Consider the following 19,650-nt stretch of genomic DNA (forward strand, 5'->3'; position numbering starts at 1 on the left):
CAATGAGCGGCGACGCGACCGGCACGGGTTTAACGGAAGGTGTAGTTGGCGCTGGCGTAGAAGCGGCGGCCGCGCGGGTCGGTGTAGCTCGGATCGTAGCCGGACAGGAAGTAATAGGCCTGGTTCGAATACGGCGGGCTTTCGTCGAACATGTTCTGCACGCCGACACGCAGCTTGAGCGGCGTGCTCACCTGCCACGCGCCCGACAGGTCCCAGCGCGAGTACGATTCGACACGGTTCTGCGCCACCACGCTGCCGTCGTCGATGTTGATCGCCGTATTCTGGTCTTCATAGCCGCTCGACCAGGTGTTCTGCAGGCTGGTCGAGAACGGGCCGCGCTCCCAGTCGAAGCTGACGGTGTGGCGCCAGCGCTGCACCACGCCGTCGGTAACGAAGCGGTTCAGGTTGCTGACGAACGCGTCGCCGGGCGCGTTCTGGATCTTCGATGACAGCACATAGGTGCCGTTCAGGCGTCCGCCGAAGCGGCCGAATGCCGTGTCGACGCCGCGCACCGTCACTGCCAGGTCCAGCCCGCGCGCCAGTTGGGCGCCGCGGTTTTCCTTGCGCAGTTCGATGTAGTCGATCAGGCCATCCTCGTCGCGGACCACCAGGCTGCCGTACTTGGCCAGGTTGCCGAGGATGATGTCGTCGCCGATCTCGCTGATCAAGTCGGTGCGCTTGATGTTCCAGTAGTCGAGCGAAGCGCTGACGTGGCGGCCGGCCGCGAACACCGCGCCGAGCGAGAACTGGCGGCTCTTCTCGGGTTTCAGTTCGGTGTTGCTGTAGCGGCGCGTGTCCCAGTTGTCGGCGCAGTCGGCGTAGTTGTTCCCGACCGTGGCGCAATACACCGGGTCGGGCAGGGTGGCGGTGCTGCTGTAGACGGTCGGGCGGTGCAGTTCGTTCATGGTCGGCGCGCGGAAACCCCGGCCCGCCGATGCGCGCAGCAGCAGCGCGTTGCTCGGACGGTAGCTCAGGCCGATCTTCGGGCTGGCCGCGCCGCCGACTTCCTGGTAATGGTCGTAGCGCGCCGAGAGCTGCGCTTCCCACTGCCTGGCGAAGGGCAGCAGCACTTCGCCGTACAGCGCCGCGACGTTGCGGCTGTCGCTGGTGGCGCGGCCGCCTTCCGGCGCGGCGTCGTTGTTGATGTTGTCGCTCAGGAGCAGGGCCGAGGGCGTGAAGCGGTTCTGCTCGCGCCGCGCTTCGCCGCCGATCGCCAGCGCCAGGTCGCCGCCTTCCATTGGCGCGAGGGCGCGCGAGAACTTGAAGTCGAACGAATCGAGCGTGCCGCGCGCGCGGCGCACCACGTCGTTGACGTGGATGCTGTCGAGCAGGGCGCGGCCTTCGGCGCTGGAAGGACCGAACGGGTTGATGCGGCCGTCGGCGATCCCTTCGAGCAGTTCGTTATATAGCACGTAGCCGTGGGTATCCTTGTCCTTGACGGTGTTGACGCTGTGGTTGAAGGCGGCGTCGTAATCCCAGCCGCCCAGCGTGCCGTTCATGCCGACCACGAAGCGCATGCCTTCGCTGGTCAGTTCGCTGGTGCGCTGGCCGGCTTCGTTCAGGCGCATGCGCAGTTCGAGTTCGCCCGGATAGTCGTCGTCCAGCTGATCGAGGCCGGTGCCGGCAAGTTGCGGCACCATCGAGTAGTCGATGTAGCCGGTCACGCGCGCGGCCGAGCCGGTGTACCAGGTCCTGGAGCGGGTCAGCGCCACTTCGGCATAGGCCTGGTGGCCGGCGCCGACCTTGATCACGCCACGGCTGAGCAGACTCGCCTTTTCCGACTTCGGATACAGCTCGGTGTCGCCCATGTAGTTGTAGGTGCAGGCGTCGACGCCGCCGGTGCCGGCCGGCAGGTAGAGGTTGGCCGGCGGCGCGCAATCGGGCACCGACAGGTTGATCAGGCGGTTGGTGATCGGGCGGCCGTTGATGGTGAAGCCGAGTTCCTGCAGGTGGTCGCGCTGGTTCGAGGTCAGGCGGATGTTGGCCGGGCCGGTGTAGCCGGACAGCAGGTGGCCGAGGCGCTGCTCGACCTGCAATCCCGGGATGAAGCTGCGCTGCGAGGTGTTCAGCGCATTGGTGCGCTGGAAGTCGGCCACCGCGAACACATTGTAGCCGTCGCGTTCCAGTTCGCCGGTGCCGGCGCTGATGCTGGCAGTGCGTTTGCCGGCGCCGCCTTCGTCGGTCTTGCCGCCGTAGACGTTCAGCTCCAGGCCCTGGTAATCCTTGCGGGTGATGAAGTTGATCACGCCGCCGATGGCGTCGGTGCCGTACAGCGCCGAGGCGCCGTCGAGCAGCACTTCGACGCGTTCCAGCGCGGCGGCCGGGATGTTGTTCAGGTCGACGCCGCTGTCGTCGCCGGGCGAGGCGAAGTTGGCCATGCGGCGGCCGTTGAGCAGCACCAGGGTGGACGAGGTGCCGATGCCGCGCAGGTTGGCGCTGTTGAAGCCGCGCTGGTCGCCGCCGACGTTGATGCTGGCGCCGTCGGTCAGGCCATTGACGTTGGCCGAGACGCGGCCGAGGATCTCGGCGGCGGTGGTGACCCCGGTCTTTTCGATCTCGGCGCGCGAGATGATTTCGACGGGCAGGGCGGTTTCGGATTGGACGCGGCGGATGGCGGAGCCGGTGACTTCGACGCGCGGCAGTTCGGCCGCGATTTCCTGCGCCACGGCAGTGCTGCCGAGTGTGCCTGTCAGGGTGGTCCAGGCGCCCGCAAGCAGGACGGCGCGGACAGCGCGGGCTCCCGCTTTCAGGTTCGTGTTCATTGTTTCTCCTTGATTAAACTCGGCTTAAACCGGGATGGTAATCGGGAGAGAAACTGGGTGGGTAAATATTAAATTAAGTTGCAACGGGTGTTGTAAATATGAAACGTGGTCGTGATCGGGGTGGTGGTGCATATGTTGACAGCGCAGTGAGGTGCTGATCTCGCTTTTATGGGGATCCTAAGCGGACGCCGGAGATTTCATGCGGCGCAGTCCCGGATGGGTGTTTCCTGGTTTGTCTTCAAGGCATAACAGCCGTGTAGTCTACGACGACCATATACAGCAGCATCCGGTCTCGGCTTGTGCATAAGTGCCCGGTGACCTTGTTCCTTGAACGCGTGAGCATGCCTGTGATCGTTCTGCATTCGGGATGATGGCGCAGACCGGTCGATGTGGTGCTGGATGTGCCGAGCAAAGTGCAGGATTCGGCATTCATCCAACTCCGTGCGGAATTGGGCAGCGCGCGCAATGGCTCCGCAATCGGCAGGGTGCTGAATCGTTGATCATCGCGCGGACCGATTTCGGCCAGTAAAGTCATGTAATCGGTAGGGCCGGGTATTCCGCCTTTATATTCGGGGGGGCAACCACTTCCCAGCGTGCACTGGTGTAAGGAAATTGCAAATCGAGCAGGTCTCTCAGCGCAGCGATATTGGTCGAGGACTTATCTTGATCTTCCTTTGAAACACACGCGGTCAACAATATCGCTAGAACAACGGGCGCGAGAATCCTGTGCATGATGGGCAATCCATTCCGAAAAGACTGCGAGTGCGTAGATGGCATGGTGGAACCGAAGTGGGAGCAAGCTCCTCATTTCCGGTGTTCGCGCGAAACCGCATTCCAGATTTTTTCCAGATGGGAGCGGCATGCCGACATTCCTTCCCCACCGAGTGCTTCTTCAAAACGATGCTCACCCCCAAACGGCTGCTGGTTGAGAAAAGCGGTCAGGGAATTGCCGCGGACAGCCAGTTTCGTCGTGCCCTCCCGCAGAATGACTTTCACCGTGCGTGGCTCTATGCCGCCGCCACAAAACAGATAGTATGGCAAGGTCACTTCCACGCGCGTGCGAGTGTCGGTCTCAGTCGCATGAGATTCCATCGACACTGCTTTAAAAGCCTATCATGTCATAGCTTCGACGTTTCGTCCAGAATCTCGAAATACTCTTCACTTGTGCGCTGCCTGATGACGGGACTCGGCGTGTTCGAATCGCCCAAGTAATCTCCGGTACAAGAACTCACCCCTATTTGCTTGCCGCCTTTATAAGCCGAGACGGTGCGGACGCCTTTTACAGGATCGCTGATTTCGTAAACGTATCCGGAATTCTCAAACCAGATGACCGTACTGGCGGAGCTTGCGCCAAGGAGTGTGGCACGATTGAAAACACGGCTGCTCGAAGTTGCGTCAGCGCGATACAAGAACGGTGTAGCGCCGTCGTGGGCAGAAAACCGATACTCGACATAGGAATTCCGAGCCTGTTCTGGCGATGCGCATAGCGAGATGGTCTTTTTTCCTGCTGTGCAGGAAAACACGATTTCTTCGTCGGCAACGCAGTTGGTTCGCGCCGCGGCAGCAATGGCACTGCAGGTTGTTGCAAGGATCGAGAGAAAAACAATACATGAGGCTTGCGAAGACATGAGTCTCCTTATCTATACTTACAGAATAAACGCGGAAAAACCGAATCGCGCGACACTGTGCTGCACAGCACTAGGTGAAGGCACTCCATAAGGATTAGGCTAGGCCCAGCGTCATCAGTATTGCCACGAAAAGTTTGATGAATATGTGGCGATTACTATGGCTCAAGGATATAGCATTCAAAATGGGATTGGTTGGGCTGGATAATTTAAGTGAAAGTCGTTAGCGCTAAAAATGATACCGAATCAGCTCATTGTTTCTAAGTATATGAAATCAATATTTTCACGTGCGGGAGGGCGTTATCGCGATTTAGTACAAACGTCAAAGCGTGCCTTGCCGAGGCTGTTATCTGGCACAATCATTTGGACGCGATGTCGTCCTAGTTGGTCAGGTATGATGCAGAAATTTGCAACATAAGAGATTATATTTGAACCTTCTTCCTTTGCAATTATACTTAAGTAATATATTTTGTATAAATCAAGGGGTTTTGGGGTGCTCTGTGTGTGTGCCTCGAGTTTTTCACCGTACCGGATACATTGATCGGGATGCAGGTGACTTCGAGGAGGGAAGTTCAGATCCTCGGATGTCCACATATCTTTCACTAATTCTTCAGGCCCTTCCATCCGGTCTTCTTTAACGAAAATCCCATAAAACGGGACGCCATTACGTGTTTCCCGATTCATGGGAATCGCGAAGCATGGATAATCTTGGTCCTGGCGAACCTCTGCGGTACCAAGCCGAGAAGTCGCAGAAGACGGAAGGGGCATCAATATTAATGGAATGGCCCCGATGATGCTGGCAGTGATAGAAACTTCTCCACCGGAGCAGACGCATCGAGCTCGCGCGCACCGTCATTCGCCGTGAGGGCATCCTGCCCACCAACGCCGGCATGGAACTTTCCACTCTGCTCCGGATCGACCTGCCCGATGAAATCCTTCTGCGCCTGCTGCGCATCCTTGCTCGACAACGCCTTCTGCTGACCGGCCGCATCGATCAGTACAGTATTCAATTGCGCAGCCCCGCGCAGCAACCCCACCGCCTCCGCGCTATCGAGCTGCGTCGACGTCACGCCGCTGCCTTGCTGCGCCCGCGCCGTCGCCGAAATCAAGGTCCCTTCACCGCCGCGCACCACCGCCCAGGCATCGGTCCGCAACTCGAACCCCTGCCCACGATAACTTCCGCGCTGCGCCGAGCCGACCGCTTGTTGCACCAGATACCCGAGATTGAGCTGCGTGGCCGCGCTGCTGGTCGCCAGCCGCGTGCGCACCTGCCCGCTGGTGTCGTCGACCACCCACTGGTTATACCCGCCGCCATCGAAGTTATTGCTGTGTATCCCCGAGATCACGCCCGCATGATTGACCTCGGTATCGACCCCGGCCGAGAANTTCACCGCCACGCACCACCGCCCAGGCATCGGTCCGCAACTCGAACCCCTGCCCACGATAACTTCCGCGCTGCGCCGAGCCGACCGCTTGTTGCACCAGATACCCGAGATTGAGCTGCGTGGCCGCGCTGCTGGTCGCCAGCCGCGTGCGCACCTGCCCGCTGGTGTCGTCGACCACCCACTGGTTATACCCGCCGCCATCGAAGTTATTGCTGTGTATCCCCGAGATCACGCCCGCATGATTGACCTCGGTATCGACCCCGGCCGAGAACGGCGGCGTATCCGACCCGGTGTACAGCTGCGCCACCACCAGCGGCCGGTCCATGTCGCCTTCGATAAAGTCGACCAGCACTTCGGTGCCGATGCGCGGCGTGAACTGCGAGCCCCAGTTCGGCCCGGCCAGCGCTTCGGCCACCCGCACCCAGGTGCCGGAGGCGTCGTTGCCCGGTGCATTGCCTTTTTCGTCGGTGTCGTGCGCCAGTCCGCCCGGGTTGCTGGCCGCGCCGCGCTGCCAGGCGAACTGGAAGGGACGGGTATGCCACCTTTATCCTCGAGCGTGGCAACCACTTCTCAGCGTGCGCTGGTGTGAGGAAATTGCAAATCGATCAGTTCTCTCAGCGCAGTGAGATTGGTCGAGGATTTGTCTTGTTTATCCTTTGCATCACACCCGATTAACAGTATCGCGAGAACAGCAGCCANTGCGCACCTGGTGCTCGCGGGTGGTGGTGTTGATCGTCTCCGGCAGGCCGACGATCAGCGCCGTCTGCGGTCCGAGCGCGGCGCCGGCGAAGCGCGCTGCACTGGCGCGCGGCACGATGGCGACCGTGTCGCGCACGCAGGCGAAGCGGTTGCGATAGGTGCCCGGTTCCAGCTCGTCGCCGACGAAGCGGGCGAGGGCGCCTGCAGCCTCCTTGCCCGCCGCCAGCAGCTGCTTGATGGCGCCGTCCAGCGCCGGTCCGAAGTTGTTGCGCGACTCGTGCTCGACCCACAGCGCCGTGAACAGGTTGGCGCCGTCGCCATGGTTCTCGTGCTGGGTCAGCTGGAAGCCATGCCCGGCCGCCATGCGCCGCACCGCGCCGGCGCCCTCGAACTGTTTGTTGTCCAGCTCCAGCGCCTGCAGCATCAGGCGGCTGTGCAGGTCGGCGTCGGCATTGTCGAGGTGGCGCCGCTCGGCGCTGCCGTCGTAGATCGCCAGCGCCGGCAGTTCGCCGATCTCCAGGTTGCTGCTTTGCTCGGCCGCCGGCGCCAGCAGCTGGGTCGGATCCCAGCTGCTGATGGTGACCGCATTGGCCGCTACCTGCCGCCGCGCGGCGAAGCCGTCGATCGCGTCATCCACGTCGGTGGCGCGCACGCCGTGAAAGCGCAGTACGTCGCCGCCGGGCGTCGCGGGCAGGGCGGCCATGCTGTCGAAGAACACGACCTTGTGCCGCGCGTGCTGCTGGCCATCGGAGGGCGAAGCGTCCCCCTGGTCATGCTCGAAACGCCAGCTCAATCCCTCCGCCGCCAGCACCCGCTGCAGGAATTCCAGGTCGCTCTCGCGGTACTGGGTCCAGATCGGCCGCACCGCCAGTTCCTGCGACACGTCGAACTCGAAGCGCACTTGCGGATAATCCGACAGCAGCTCGGTAATCAGGTCGCGCGCGTTCTTGTCCTGGAAGATGTAGCTGTCGCGCCGCAGTCCGAGCAGGGCCAGCGCCGGCTGCAGGTGCAGGCGATAGCGGGCCAGCCCGCCATCGGCGCCGAGCCATTCGGCATCCACGCACAGGCCGTGCCACGAACGCCGCGATCCATCCGGCTGCAACAGGCCGAGCGTGATCTCTTCGCCGATGAATTCGGCCAGATCGAGGTCGGTCGAGGTGCTCAGCGCGTCGATCTCGAAGTCGAACAGTTCGTTGACGCCCTCGCGCCCCGAGAATCGTTCTGCCACCAGCGCCTGCGGCAGCGCCGCATCCTGCGCGGTGGCGAGCGTGATCAGGCGCGCATGCTGGCTCAGTTTGACGCCGAACAGGGCGTCGATGCCGGCCAGGCCCGCCAGGTCCGACAGCGCGATCACGGCAGCGTGATGGTCAGGTTGGCCTGCCGGGGCGCCAGTTTGACGACGTCGTTATAGGCGCTCAGCGTCGTCTCGGTGCCTTTGCCCAGCATGGTGCGCAGGCCCATGTAGCCGAGCGCGCACACCAGCGCGAACACCGAGCACAGTACCCACAGCGGCACGTCATTGCGCAGCTTGTGGATGATCTGGTCGGGCCGTTCGGCGTGCGGGGCGAAGCCGCCCTTGCGGCCCTTCATGTGGGCGATCTCGTCGCCCAGGCGCGAGGTCAGGTAGGCCAGCTTCTCGGAACCCTCGATCATGTAGCGGCCTTGGAAGCCGAGCAGCAGGCACATATGGAAAACCTCGAGCGCTTCCAGGTGGGCGCTGCCGCGCGCGCGAAGGTCTTCCAGGCGGTTGAAGAAGTTTTCGCCGGCCAGCTGGTCGCCGAACAGCACCAGCTGCAGCGGACGCCGGGCCCAGTCGTCGCGGATGGCGTAGGGCGAACGCAGGATGATTTCGTCGACCGCGGCGCAGAACGCATATTTGGCGTTGTCGATGTCGTCGGGCGAGGCGTTCTGCTTCCTGGCGTCGCGCGTGAAGTCGTCCAGGAAGCGGGTCAGCTTGTTGCGGAACTCGGCTTCGGATTGCGGGCCGTTGCCGTTCTTGAGCATGAACAGGGCGTAGAACCCGTCGTACATCAGGTCCATCAGCGTGTGTTCGGTGCCGGGACCGGCCGCCACCACGGGCGTAAACGATGGCTGGCCGCCGGGGATCAGGGAAGGAGCGCTGGAAGTCATGGCAAAAACAGGTCAGGTTCAGGAAGTGACGGCGACCAGGTCGAGCTTCAGGTCGCGCAGGCCGGATGGCACGTAGATCGAGATCGATTGCGCCTGCAGCATGCGCTCGTACATCTGGCCCTTGGGGTCGAGGGAAAAATAATAGGTGTCGGGCCGCACCGGTACCGCCGCCGGCACCTGCGGCGCGTGCGCCAGACGCACGCCGGGCATCGCCGACAGCACGAACTTCTCGACGTCGTCGGGGGCGCCGACCTTGAAGCGCAGCGGCACGATGTCCACCAGTTCCACGCCCGGCAGGTCGGCCGAGACGCCGAGATAGAAACTGGTCTGGGCGTCGATCTTGCCCGAGTCGAGCATGCCGTGGTGGTACGACGGCTTGACCTCGTTGAGGGCGATCGCGAAGTACTTGGACGAGATCACGGTGTCGAGCAGCTCGCGGATGATCGCGTGCAGGCGCGCGAAGCCGGGGCCCGGGTTCAGGTGCTCGTAGGGCGGCAGGTCGCCCAGCGACACGCTCTTGGAGAACGTCATCAGCGCCCCGGCCAGGCTCAGCAGCGCTTCGTACAGGCGCTCCGGATGCAGGGTCGGATGATGGAAGTAGTGGCTCAGCGAGGCGTGCGCCGAACTGGCCGTGTGCAGCAGCCAGAAGCTCGACATGTCGCCCGAGCGGAATTCGATCACGTGCTTGCTCGGCTCGCGGTGGTGGCCGTACAGGGCGTCGACCTTGGCCTGCAGCGCGTCGAGCAGGCGGCGCAGCTGCAGGAACAAGAGCGGCGCGCTGCGGATCGACAGGCTGGGCGGGATGAAGGTCGGGTCCTGCTCGAAGCCGCCGGTGGACAGGCGGCGCAGGCGCAGCAGCGGTACCGAGACGTAGGAGTCGCGCGGCTCGGATTCCTGCACCAGACGCAGCGACTTCTTCAGGTAGGCCAGCTGGGCGCTGGCGGCCTGGGTGTACAGGTCGGGCGTGTCGGCGTTGTGCTGGGCGAAACGTGCGGCGTTGTTGCTTTGGCCTTCGGGCGCGAAATTGCCGCCGAAATGTTTAAACGCGGGCAGGGCGGCGTAGAAGGTCAGCTCTTGCTGGCCGCGCGGAATCGCGCCCAGGTCGATCTCGGGCGGCAGGTCGTCGGCGCCCGGCGCGGCGTAGATTTCACCGTCCGGGAAGTAGACTGTCAGTTCCAGCAGGCGCAGCGTGTCGTTCTGCAAGGCATCTTTATCGACCTGCAGCTGGCTTACTCCCCAGCAATACGGATGCAGCGCCCGCACGCTTTCGCGCAGGCGCGTCTCGTGGTAGCGGTCTTGCTGCTGAAAATGCTGGGGCCGCAGAAACAACCCCTCACCCCAAAGAAGTTTTCCAGAAATGCTCATTGCATACCCTATTGACGCTTGATTAATGCTCGCTTACAACTGACAAGACAATAACATCGAAAAGTGAGAAGCGGTAAGGGGGGTGTTGTAACGTGCTCAGCATGGAATACCCACGCCGCATGAGCTTGTCCCGTAGAGCTGCTGTGAACGCCTTTCGCCCGATTTATGGTATTTTTCCGGGCATGACAGTCGAGCAATAATGATTAGCTACTATGCCTAAACAATTTTTTGAGGACCGCATGAGAACAACCCCCAGCCTGCGCCGCCTTGTCGGCGGCGCCCTGTGCGCCTTGGCGCTGAGCGCCTGCAGCACGGTGCCGACCAAGTCCACGGTGGCGGCGCCGCCGACGCTGGCCGAGCTGATGAGCAAGGCGGCGGCCGCCGACGGCGCCGGCCAGAAGGAAGCTGCGATCACGCTGTGGCGCCAGGCCGCCACCGCCTTCCCGGCCGACAAGGAGCCGTGGACCAGGATCGCCCAGACGCGTTTCGACGCCGGCCAGTACGGCGAAGCGATCGTCAGCGCCGAGGAAATCAAGGTGCGCGACCCCAACGACCAGCTGGCCAACAGCATTCTCGCCATCGGCGGCCTGCGCCTGGCGACGCGCGCGCTGGCCGACCTGCGCAGCCAGAACAACCTGTCCGGTTCGCTGCGCACCGAGTCGCAGGACCTGGCCAAGCTGCTGCGCGAGAGCCTGGGCCAGCAAGACCTGGTGCCGCCGCCACCGCCGGCACCGCGGGCGCGCGCCGGCAATGCCAACCCGCCGCGCTCGACGCGCCGCAGCGCGCGCCAGAACAGCGAGAGCAGCGCCGATCCGTTCGACGCGTTGAAATAAGCAGCTGAAACAAGCGGCTGCCTGCACTGCAAGCCAATACCGGCGCCGCCAGCGCGCCGCCGTTCATGTGAAATGGGGAACCTCATGTCGAAAAAAGAAAGTGTCCAGAAACGCCTGCAGAAAGTGCGTCCACCGCGGGTCCACATGACCTATGACGTCGAGATCGGCGACGCGATCGAAAACAAGGAGCTGCCGTTCGTGATGGGCGTGGTGGGCGACTTCGGCGGCCAGTCGCAGGTCGAGCAGAAGCGTCTCAAGGAACGCAAGTTCGTCGGCGTCGACCGCGACAATTTCGACGAGGTGATGAAGGGCATCGAACCGCGCGCCGCCTTCCAGGTGGCCGACGAGCTGGGTGACGGCAGCGGCAAGTTCGGGGTCGACCTGACCTTCAAGTCGATGGACGACTTCCGTCCCGAGTCGGTGGTGCAGCAGGTCGAGCCTTTGAAAAAACTGCTGGAAGCGCGCACCAAGCTGGCCGACCTGCGCAACAAGATGGCCGGCAACGACAAGCTGGAAGACCTCCTCAGCGACGTGCTGACCAGCACCGAGAAGCTGGCCGAACTGGGCCAGCAAACCCCTGCCAAGAAAGACTGAACCATGTCCGTCCAAACCTCGTCCCAGGCCGCCGGCGCGGCCACCACCGAACTGGCATTGCTGGACCAGATCGTCGAGCAGAGCAAGGTGGCCAAGTCGAGCACCGAGCATGCGCGCGCCAAGGACATCATTTCCGAACTGGTGTCGCAAGTGATGGAAGGCACGGTGGTGGTGTCGAACAACCTGGCCGCGACCATCGACGCCCGCGTGGCGGAAATCGACGCCATGATCTCGCGCCAGCTGAGCGCCATCATGCACGCGCCGGAATTCCAGAAGATCGAGAGCAGCTGGACTGGCCTGAACTACCTGGTCAAGAACTCCTCGACCGGCCAGAACCTCAAGATCAAGATGCTCAACGCCACCAAGCGCGAGCTGGTCAAGGACTTCCAGAGCGCGCTCGAATTCGACCAGTCGACCATGTTCAAGAAGGTCTACGAAGAAGAATTCGGCACCTTCGGCGGCGCCCCGTTCGGCGCCCTGATCGGCGACTACGAGATCACGCGCCAGCCGGAAGACATGTACTTCATCGAGCAGATGTCGCACGTGGCGGCTGCCTCGCACGCGCCGTTCATCTCGGCCGCTTCGCCCGAGCTGTTCGGCCTCGAGACCTACAGCGACCTGGGTAAGCCACGCGACCTGTCGAAGGTGTTCGACACCGTCGAATACGCCAAGTGGAAATCGTTCCGCGAATCGGAAGACGCGCGCTACGTCGGCCTGACGCTGCCGCGCTTCCTGGGCCGGCTGCCGTTCCACCCGGCCGACGGCGCCACGGTGGAAGGCTTCAACTTCGTCGAGGACGTCGACGGCACCGACCACGAGAAGTACTTGTGGTGCAACGCGGCGTATGCGTTCGGCGCGCGCCTGACCAGCGCCTTCGAGGACTTCGGCTGGTGTGCGGCGATCCGCGGCGTCGAAGGCGGCGGCCTGGTGGAAGACCTGCCGACCCACACGTTCAAGACCGACGAAGGCGAAGTGGCGCTCAAATGCCCGACCGAGATCGCGATCACCGACCGCCGCGAGAAGGAACTCAGCGACCTCGGTTTCATCTCGCTGGTGCACTGCAAGAACACCGACTACGCCGCCTTCTTCGGCGCCCAGTCGGCGCAGAAGGCCAAGAAGTACAACAGCGACGCCGCCAACGCCAACGCCGTGCTGTCGGCCCAGCTGCAATACATCTTCGCCGTGTCGCGCATCGCCCACTACATGAAGGCGATGATGCGTGACAAGATCGGCAGCTTCGCCTCGGCCGCCAACGTGGAAGACTTCCTGAATCGCTGGCTGACCCAGTACGTGCTGCTCGACGATAACGCCAGCCAGGAACAGAAGGCGCAATTCCCGCTGCGCGAAGCCAGCGTGCAGGTGTCCGAAGTGCCGGGCCGCCCGGGCGTGTACCGCGCGGTGTCGTTCCTGCGTCCGCATTTCCAGCTCGACGAGCTGTCTGTCTCACTCCGTCTGGTCGCGGAGCTGCCTCAATCGACCAAGTCCTAACTTTTACTAATCTACTGAAGGAACTAGCATGGCCATCGACGTATACCTGCAAATTGACGGCATCAAGGGCGAGTCCACCGACACCCAACACAAAGACTGGATCGAATGCCGTTCGGTCCAGTGGGAAGTGCTGCAGCCGAAGTCGGCCACCGCGTCGACCGGCGGCGGCCACACCGCCGAGCGCACCGAGCACAAGGACATCGTGGTGTCCAAGCTGGCCGACCTGGCCACCCCGCTGCTGCTGCAGAACTGCTCGTCGGGCAAGACCATCCCGAAAGCCAAGTTCGAATTCCTGCGCGCCGACGGCCAGGGCGAACGCATCAAGTACTTCGAGATCGAGCTCGAGAACGTCCTGATCAGCAACGTGGCGCCGGCGGTCAACCCGGGCGACATCCTGGGCGAAACCGTGGCGCTGAAGTACTCCAAGGTCAAGTGGAAGTACACCCAGCAAAAGGTCGGCGGCGGTTCGGGCGGCAACACCTCGGGCGGCTGGGACCTGTCGGCCAACAAGACCGCCTGATTGCGGTTGGATTGAGCCTGCGCGGCGGCGCGGCCCGGCAATGCCATGTCGCCGTCGCCGCGACCCCATTGTCTTGATTCGGGAGCCACATGAAGGGTTTTTCGCCGGGATTGTTCGATCGCCTGATGGAAGGGGGACGCAATGGCGGCGCCGGCCCTGCCACCGTGTCGCGGGTGTCGATCGAGGAACTCAAGGACAGCGTCGCGCGCGACCTGGAAGCGCTGCTCAACACCCGCGCCGCATTCGGCGACCTGCGCATCCGCGACTACCCCGAGTGCGCGCGCTCGATCGTCACCTATGGCCTGAGCGACTTCGCGGGCTTCAGTTTGTCGAGCACCGACGACCGCGCCCACATCTGCGCCTGCATCGAAAAGACCATCGCGCGCCACGAACCGCGCCTGCGCAACGTGCGCGCCGCGCTGGTGGTGCAGGAAGGCGCGATCAACCGCCTGAATTTCGCCATCACCGCCTTGCTGGTGGTGCACGCCGAGCAGGAGCCGGTCAATTTCGACGCCGTGCTGCAGCCATCGAGCCTGCACTACACGATCAGCAAGGCGCGCCGCCTGTCCCAGGGAAGCTAGATTGGAACAACTGTTACCGTATTACGAGCGCGAACTCGGATTCCTGCGCCGCTATTCGCGCGAATTCGCCGAGCGCTATCCGAAGATTGCCGGCCGCCTGCTGATGGGCGGCGAAGTGTGCGAAGACCCGCACATCGAACGCATGATCCAGTCGTTCGCGCTATTGAATTCGCGCGTGGCCAAGCGCCTGGACGACGACTATCCCGAACTGACCGAAGCGCTGTTCGAGGTGATGTACCCGCATTACCTGCGCCCGTTTCCCTCGTGCTCGATCGCGCGCATGGACTTCAGCGCCGCCGCCGCCCAGCTGACCGCGGCCGGGGTGCTGGCGCGCGGCACCGAGCTCGATACCCGCCCGGTGAAGGGCGTGGCCTGTACGTTCCGCACCGCCTATCCGGTGACGCTGGCGCCGCTGGCATTGAGCCAGGCGGCGTTCCACCCGATCATCGAGGCCCCGGAAGCCGTGATGCTGCCGCCCGGCGTCGGTTCGAGCATCGCGATCTGCATCGAAACCACCGCGGCCCAGGTCACCATCGGCCAGCTCGGCGTGACGGCGCTGCGCGTGTTCATCGACGGCGAGCCGTCGTTCTGCGCCGCGTTGCGCGATGCGCTGTTCATGCGCACCGTGAAAGCCTGGGTCGAGCCGGAACCCAGCGGGCGCTGGACGCCGCTCGGCGCGGCGCCGGTGAAGGCGGTCGGCTTTGCCGAAGACGAGTCGCTGATCGACTTTTCGGCGCGCTCGCATCCGGCCTACCGCCTGCTGACCGAATACTTCTGCTTCCCGGAGAAATTCAACTTCTTCGATATCGACCTCGCCGCGGTCAATGCCGCGCTGCCGCCTGGCTGCAAGCGCTTCACGCTGCACCTGGGCTTGAGCGGCCTGCGCACCGACTCGAACACCGCGCGCATGCTGGGCACGATGTCGACCAATAACCTGCTGCTAGGCTGCACGCCGGTGGTCAACCTGTTCCGCCAGCGCGGCGAACCGATCCGCCTGACGCACGCCACCGCCAGCTATCCGGTGCTGGCCGACGCGCGCCGCGCCTACGCCTTCGAGGTGCAGTCGATCGACTCGGTGAAACTGGTGCGCCAGACGCCGCAGGGCGAATCGGTGACCGAGTTCCGCCCGTTCTATTCGCTGCGCCACGGCGAGACGCCGGCCAAGCACGGCCACTACTGGGTGATGCGGCGCGACGAACTGGTGGCGCTGAAAAGCCCCGGCTACGAAACCGAGATCTCGGTGGTCGACATCGACTTCGACCCGGCCGCGATCGAGACCGACACCCTGAGCCTGGAACTGACCTGCACCAACCGCGACATGCCGGCGGCATTGAGCTACGGCCTGCCGGGCGGCGACCTGTTCCTGGAAGGCGGATCGAGCGTGCGCAGCATCGCATTCCTGCGCCGTCCGAGTCCGGCGCAGCGCTTCGAGCGCGGGCGCGGCGCTCACTGGCGCCTGGTGTCGCACCTGGCGCTGAACCACCTGTCGCTGGCCGACAGCGGCGTCGAGGCCTTCCGCGAGATGCTGACCCTGTACGACCTGCCACGCTCGCCGATCTCGCAGCGCCAGATCCGCGGCGTTCATGCGATCGACTCGAAGGCGGCCAACGCCTGGTTGCCGGGCAATCCGTTCGCCTGCCTGGTGCGCGGCATCGAGGTGCGCCTGACGATCGACGAAGAGGCCTTCATCGGCAGCGGCATCCATGCGTTTGCCCACGTGATCGAGTGCTTCCTTGGCCTGTACGTGCACGCCAACAGCTTCGTCCAACTGACGATCGTTTCCCGTAAAACCGGAGAGGAAATCTGGCGATGCGCACCCCGCAGCGGCGATTCGAGCCTAGTGTAATCGCGCGGCTGTTCGCGCAGCCGTACCGGTTCCAGTTCTTCCAGGCGGTGCGCATGCTCGAGCTCTGGCTCAAGCGCAACGGGCTGGCGCGCGAAGGCGCCGTGGCCAGCTTCCTGCGCTTCCAGAATTCGCTGTCGCTGGATTTCCCGGCCAGCCAGCTCGAAGCGATGGCGCCCGAGCCGCGGCCCGAAGGGCAGGGCGACGTGGTCGATGGCGAGGCCCTGGGCGAGGCGCTGCGCCGCGGCGAAGTGAAGTACATCCGCATCACGCCGGCCTTCATGGGTTTCCTCGGCACCGCCGGCGCGCTGCCGGCGCACTACACCGAGCGGGTGGCGGCGCACGCGCTGTACGAGCGCGACGACGGCCCGCGCGCGTTTCTCGATGCGTTCTCGAACCGCAGCCTGGCGCTGTTCTATGAAGCGTGGCGCAAGTACCGGCTCGAACTGCAGTACGCGGTCGACGGCCAGGACCGCTTCCTGCCGCTGCTGCTGTCGATGGCCGGCATCGGCAATCACGCGCTCAAGCACCGCCTGTCCGACGACGGCGATGGGGTGCTGGACGAATCGGTGGCCTACTTCGCCGCCGCCATGCGCCACCGGCCGGCGTCGGCCGCCCTGGTCGGCAAGGTGCTGAGCGACTATTTCGGCGAGCCGATCGCCGTCACCCAGTTCATCGGCGCCTGGTACGACGTGCCGCGCGAGCAGCAGACCACGCTCGGCGGCGCCAACGCCGCCCTGGGCGTGAGCGCGCTGGTGGGCGGGCGGGTGTGGCAGCGCGACCTGCGCATGCGGCTGACGATCGGACCCCTGAGCCGCTCCGGCTATGAAGCCTTTCTTCCCGGCGGCCTGGCGGCGCGCGCGCTGGGCCGCATGCTGTCGATGTTCACGGGCCTGACCCTGGAATACGAAGTGCACGTGGTGCTGCGCGCGCCCGAGGTCGAGGGCGTCACGCTCAGCGACAACCGCATCGGCGGCCGGCTGGGCTGGGACAGCTTCCTGTCGACCCAGGCCGAGACGCGCGACCGCGACGACCTGCGCTACGAACTGGCGGCGCTGTAGCGGGCAACTTCATTCTTTTCTCACTAACCATACCAATAAGGACTCGCGCGCAATGAGCATCAACCTGAAGACGCTGATCGGCAAGCTCAATGACACCAGCCGCACCGCCGCCACGCGCGCGGCCAGCATCTGCGTGGGGCTGGGCCAGTTCGAGGTCGACCTCGAGCACCTGTTCCTGGCCCTGCTCGAGCAGCCGCAGAGCGACCTGGCCGTGGTCGCCCGCAAGAGCAACATCAGCCTGTCGATGCTGGAAGCGGACCTGCACGCCGAGGTGGCGCGCCTGAAGACCGGCAATACGCGCACGCCCGTGTTCTCGCCGCGCCTGCCCAAGCTGTTCGAGAACGCCTGGCTGATCGCCTCGCTCGACGTGCGCGCCGGCTTTGAAACCAGCATCCGCAGCGGCCACCTGCTGCTGGCGCTCCTGAGCGACAGCGAGCTGGCGCAGCTGGCCTATCGCGGCTCGAAGCTGTTCAACAAGTTCAACGTCGATGAGCTCAAGCACAAGTTCGACCAGCTGACCGAAGGCTCGCAGGAGGCGCGCCTGACGGCTTCTTCTTCGGACGAAGCGGAGCTCGAAGCCGGCGCCGATCCGGTCGGCGAGCTGGCCGGGCAGGGCGCCTCGAAGACGCCGGCGCTGGACCAGTTCACCACCAACCTGACTGCGCGCGCGCGTGACGGCAAGGTCGATCCGGTGATCGGACGCGATGCCGAGATTCGCCAGGCGGTCGACATCCTGATGCGGCGCCGCCAGAACAACCCGATCCTGACCGGCGAGGCCGGCGTCGGCAAGACCGCCGTGGTCGAGGGCCTGGCGCTGCGCATCGCCCAGGACGACGTGCCGGACGTCCTGAAAGGCGTCGAGATCCACACGCTCGACATGGGCCTGCTGCAGGCCGGCGCCAGCGTCAAGGGCGAGTTCGAGAACCGCCTCAAGAATGTGATCGACGAAGTCAAAAAGAGTCCGCACGCGATCATCCTGTTCATCGACGAAGCCCACACCATGATTGGCGCCGGCGGCACGGCCGGCCAGAACGATGCGGCCAACCTGCTGAAGCCCGCGCTGGCGCGCGGCGAATTGCGCACCATCGCCGCCACCACCTGGGGCGAGTACAAGAAGTATTTCGAGAAGGACCCGGCGCTGGCGCGCCGCTTCCAGGTGATCAAGGTCGAGGAGCCGAGCGAGGAACTGGCCTGCGCCATGCTGCGCGCGATGGCGCCGCTGATGGAAAAGCATTTCAATGTACGCGTCTACGACGAAGCGATCACCGAGGCGGTGCGCCTGTCGCACCGCTACATCTCGGGACGCCAGCTGCCGGACAAGGCGATCAGCGTGCTGGACACCGCCTGCGCCAAGGTGGCGCTGGGCCAGAACGCGACCCCGGCCCTGATCGAGAACCTGGTCAAGCGCCTGGACCGCATCGACGCCGAGATCGCGTCGCTCGAGCGCGAGGAAAGCGCCGGCGCCAGTCACGCGGCGCGCCTGGGCGAACTGCGCGCGGCGCGCGCCAAGGCGGCCGACGAACACGGTGCGCTGTCGGCGCGCTGGGAAGTCGAGAAGGGCCTGACCGAGAAGATCCAGGCCGCGCGCGGCGAGCTGGAAGCCGGCCAGGCCGACGGCGCCAAGAGCGACGCGTCCGCCGTGCAGGGCTTGATGAAGGAGCTGCGCGAGCTGCAGGGCGAAACGCCAATGGTGCCGGTGCAGGTGGACGGTCACGTGGTGGCCGAGATCGTCGCCGGCTGGACCGGCATCCCGCTCGGCAAGATGGTCAAGGACGAGATCAAGACGGTCTTGAAGCTGAAGGACATGCTGGAAGAGCGGGTGCTGGGGCAGTCGCATGCGATCGAAGCGGTGGCCCAGCGCGTGCGCACCTCGCGCGCCAACCTGGACGATCCGGACAAGCCGAAGGGCGTGTTCCTGTTCGTCGGCCCGTCCGGCATCGGCAAGACCGAGACCGCGCTGGCGCTGGCCGACGTGCTGTATGGCGGCGAGCGCAAACTGGTCACCATCAACATGAGCGAGTATCAGGAAGCGCACAGCGTCTCGGGCCTGAAAGGCTCGCCGCCGGGCTATGTCGGCTATGGCGAAGGCGGCGTGCTGACCGAAGCGGTGCGGCGCAATCCGTACAGCGTGGTGCTGCTCGACGAAGTGGAAAAGGCGCACCCCGATGTGCTGGAGCTGTTCTTCCAGGTGTTCGACAAGGGCGTGATGGACGACGCCGAAGGGCGCGAGATCGACTTCCGCAACACCATCATCATCCTGACCTCGAACGTGGCCTCGAGCACGATGATGGCGGCCTGCCTGAACAAGACAGCGGAGGAAATGCCGAGCCCCGAGGAGCTGGAACAGCAGATCCGGCCGCAGCTGATGAAGGCCTTCAAGCCGGCTTTCCTGGGCCGCCTGAAGGTGGTGCCGTACTACCCGATTCCGGACGACGTGCTGGTGCGCATCATCGAACTCAAGCTGGGCAAGATCGCGCGCCGCATCGCGGTCAATCACAAGGCCGAGCTGACGTACGACGAAGCGCTGGTGGAAGCGGTGCTGGCGCGCTGCACCGAAGTCGATTCGGGCGCGCGCAATGTCGACAATATCCTCAATGGCAGCCTGCTGCCGGAGATCGCGGAATCGGTGCTGGCGAATATGGCCGAGGGCAAGACGATTGCGAAGATCAAGGTCAGCGCCGACAAGAAGGGGCAGTTCAAGTACAGCGTGAAGTAAGGCAGCGGCCGCCTGCTGTCGGCGGCCTGACTATCCGCACATCCGGGA

16 protein-coding genes and 1 pseudogene are annotated in these 19,650 nt (G+C 64.1%); 8 read left to right on the forward strand and 9 right to left on the reverse strand.

Annotated features, from left to right (window positions below):
* Positions 1-29: 29 nt before the first annotated feature.
* The 9 genes and pseudogenes from QPK27_RS11540 to tssK all read right to left on the reverse strand — a co-directional run bounded on the left by QPK27_RS11540 (position 30) and on the right by tssK (position 9,966).
* The gene (locus QPK27_RS11540; protein ID WP_290418378.1) at positions 30-2,762 is read right to left on the reverse strand and encodes a TonB-dependent receptor; all 2,733 of its coding nucleotides are present in this window, start codon (positions 2,760-2,762) and stop codon (positions 30-32) included.
* A gap of 238 nt (positions 2,763-3,000) precedes the next feature.
* Positions 3,001-3,297, reverse strand: a complete 297-nt coding sequence (locus QPK27_RS11545; protein ID WP_290418379.1) for a hypothetical protein — start codon at positions 3,295-3,297, stop codon at positions 3,001-3,003.
* Positions 3,298-3,566: 269 nt separating this feature from the next.
* On the reverse strand, positions 3,567-3,854 hold the full coding sequence (locus QPK27_RS11550) for a hypothetical protein (RefSeq protein WP_290418380.1): 288 nt from the start codon (positions 3,852-3,854) through the stop codon (positions 3,567-3,569).
* A 26-nt stretch (positions 3,855-3,880) separates the two neighbouring features.
* On the reverse strand, positions 3,881-4,390 hold the full coding sequence (locus QPK27_RS11555) for a hypothetical protein (RefSeq protein ID WP_290418381.1): 510 nt from the start codon (positions 4,388-4,390) through the stop codon (positions 3,881-3,883).
* Between the two features lie 770 nt (positions 4,391-5,160).
* On the reverse strand, positions 5,161-5,778 hold the full coding sequence (locus QPK27_RS11560) for a type VI secretion system Vgr family protein (protein ID WP_290418382.1): 618 nt from the start codon (positions 5,776-5,778) through the stop codon (positions 5,161-5,163).
* A gap of 13 nt (positions 5,779-5,791) precedes the next feature.
* Positions 5,792-6,298, reverse strand: a pseudogene (locus tag QPK27_RS11565) (type VI secretion system Vgr family protein); the annotation flags it as partial.
* Positions 6,299-6,433: 135 nt separating this feature from the next.
* Complete coding sequence (locus QPK27_RS11570) at positions 6,434-7,825, reverse strand: type VI secretion system tip protein TssI/VgrG (RefSeq protein ID WP_290418383.1); 1,392 nt, start codon at positions 7,823-7,825, stop codon at positions 6,434-6,436.
* A complete protein-coding gene (gene icmH / locus QPK27_RS11575; RefSeq protein ID WP_290418384.1) occupies positions 7,822-8,601 on the reverse strand; it encodes a type IVB secretion system protein IcmH/DotU in 780 nt (259 codons plus the stop codon). The genes QPK27_RS11570 and icmH overlap by 4 nt, the downstream gene beginning before the upstream one ends.
* A gap of 18 nt (positions 8,602-8,619) precedes the next feature.
* Complete coding sequence (tssK, locus tag QPK27_RS11580) at positions 8,620-9,966, reverse strand: type VI secretion system baseplate subunit TssK (RefSeq protein WP_290418385.1); 1,347 nt, start codon at positions 9,964-9,966, stop codon at positions 8,620-8,622.
* A 239-nt stretch (positions 9,967-10,205) separates the two neighbouring features.
* Between tssK and QPK27_RS11585 the strand changes: the two genes are divergently transcribed.
* The 8 genes from QPK27_RS11585 to tssH all read left to right on the forward strand — a co-directional run bounded on the left by QPK27_RS11585 (position 10,206) and on the right by tssH (position 19,602).
* Complete coding sequence (locus tag QPK27_RS11585) at positions 10,206-10,799, forward strand: M48 family metallopeptidase (protein WP_290418386.1); 594 nt, start codon at positions 10,206-10,208, stop codon at positions 10,797-10,799.
* 84 nt (positions 10,800-10,883) lie between these two features.
* Entirely contained in the window at positions 10,884-11,393 is a 510-nt protein-coding gene (gene tssB / locus QPK27_RS11590; RefSeq protein ID WP_290418387.1) for a type VI secretion system contractile sheath small subunit, read from the forward strand.
* Between the two features lie 3 nt (positions 11,394-11,396).
* Positions 11,397-12,881: a type VI secretion system contractile sheath large subunit gene (tssC, locus tag QPK27_RS11595; protein WP_290418388.1), complete on the forward strand. Its 1,485-nt coding sequence runs from the start codon at positions 11,397-11,399 to the stop codon at positions 12,879-12,881.
* Positions 12,882-12,909: 28 nt separating this feature from the next.
* Positions 12,910-13,401 carry a type VI secretion system tube protein Hcp gene (locus tag QPK27_RS11600; RefSeq protein ID WP_290418389.1) on the forward strand — a complete coding sequence of 164 codons (492 nt, stop codon included), beginning with the start codon at positions 12,910-12,912 and terminating at the stop codon, positions 13,399-13,401.
* Positions 13,402-13,490: 89 nt separating this feature from the next.
* Positions 13,491-13,982, forward strand: coding sequence for a type VI secretion system baseplate subunit TssE (tssE, locus tag QPK27_RS11605; protein WP_290418390.1), 492 nt, complete (start codon positions 13,491-13,493; stop codon positions 13,980-13,982).
* Between the two features lies 1 nt (position 13,983).
* The gene (tssF, locus tag QPK27_RS11610) at positions 13,984-15,828 is read left to right on the forward strand and encodes a type VI secretion system baseplate subunit TssF (protein WP_290418391.1); all 1,845 of its coding nucleotides are present in this window, start codon (positions 13,984-13,986) and stop codon (positions 15,826-15,828) included.
* Entirely contained in the window at positions 15,792-16,886 is a 1,095-nt protein-coding gene (tssG, locus tag QPK27_RS11615; protein ID WP_290418392.1) for a type VI secretion system baseplate subunit TssG, read from the forward strand. Before tssF ends, tssG begins: the two co-directional genes overlap by 37 nt.
* Before the next feature lie 52 nt (positions 16,887-16,938).
* Entirely contained in the window at positions 16,939-19,602 is a 2,664-nt protein-coding gene (gene tssH, locus QPK27_RS11620; protein ID WP_290418393.1) for a type VI secretion system ATPase TssH, read from the forward strand.
* Positions 19,603-19,650: the final 48 nt, after the last annotated feature.

The organism is Massilia sp. YIM B02443 (genome assembly GCF_030411955.1).
Taxonomy (GTDB): domain Bacteria; phylum Pseudomonadota; class Gammaproteobacteria; order Burkholderiales; family Burkholderiaceae_D; genus Telluria.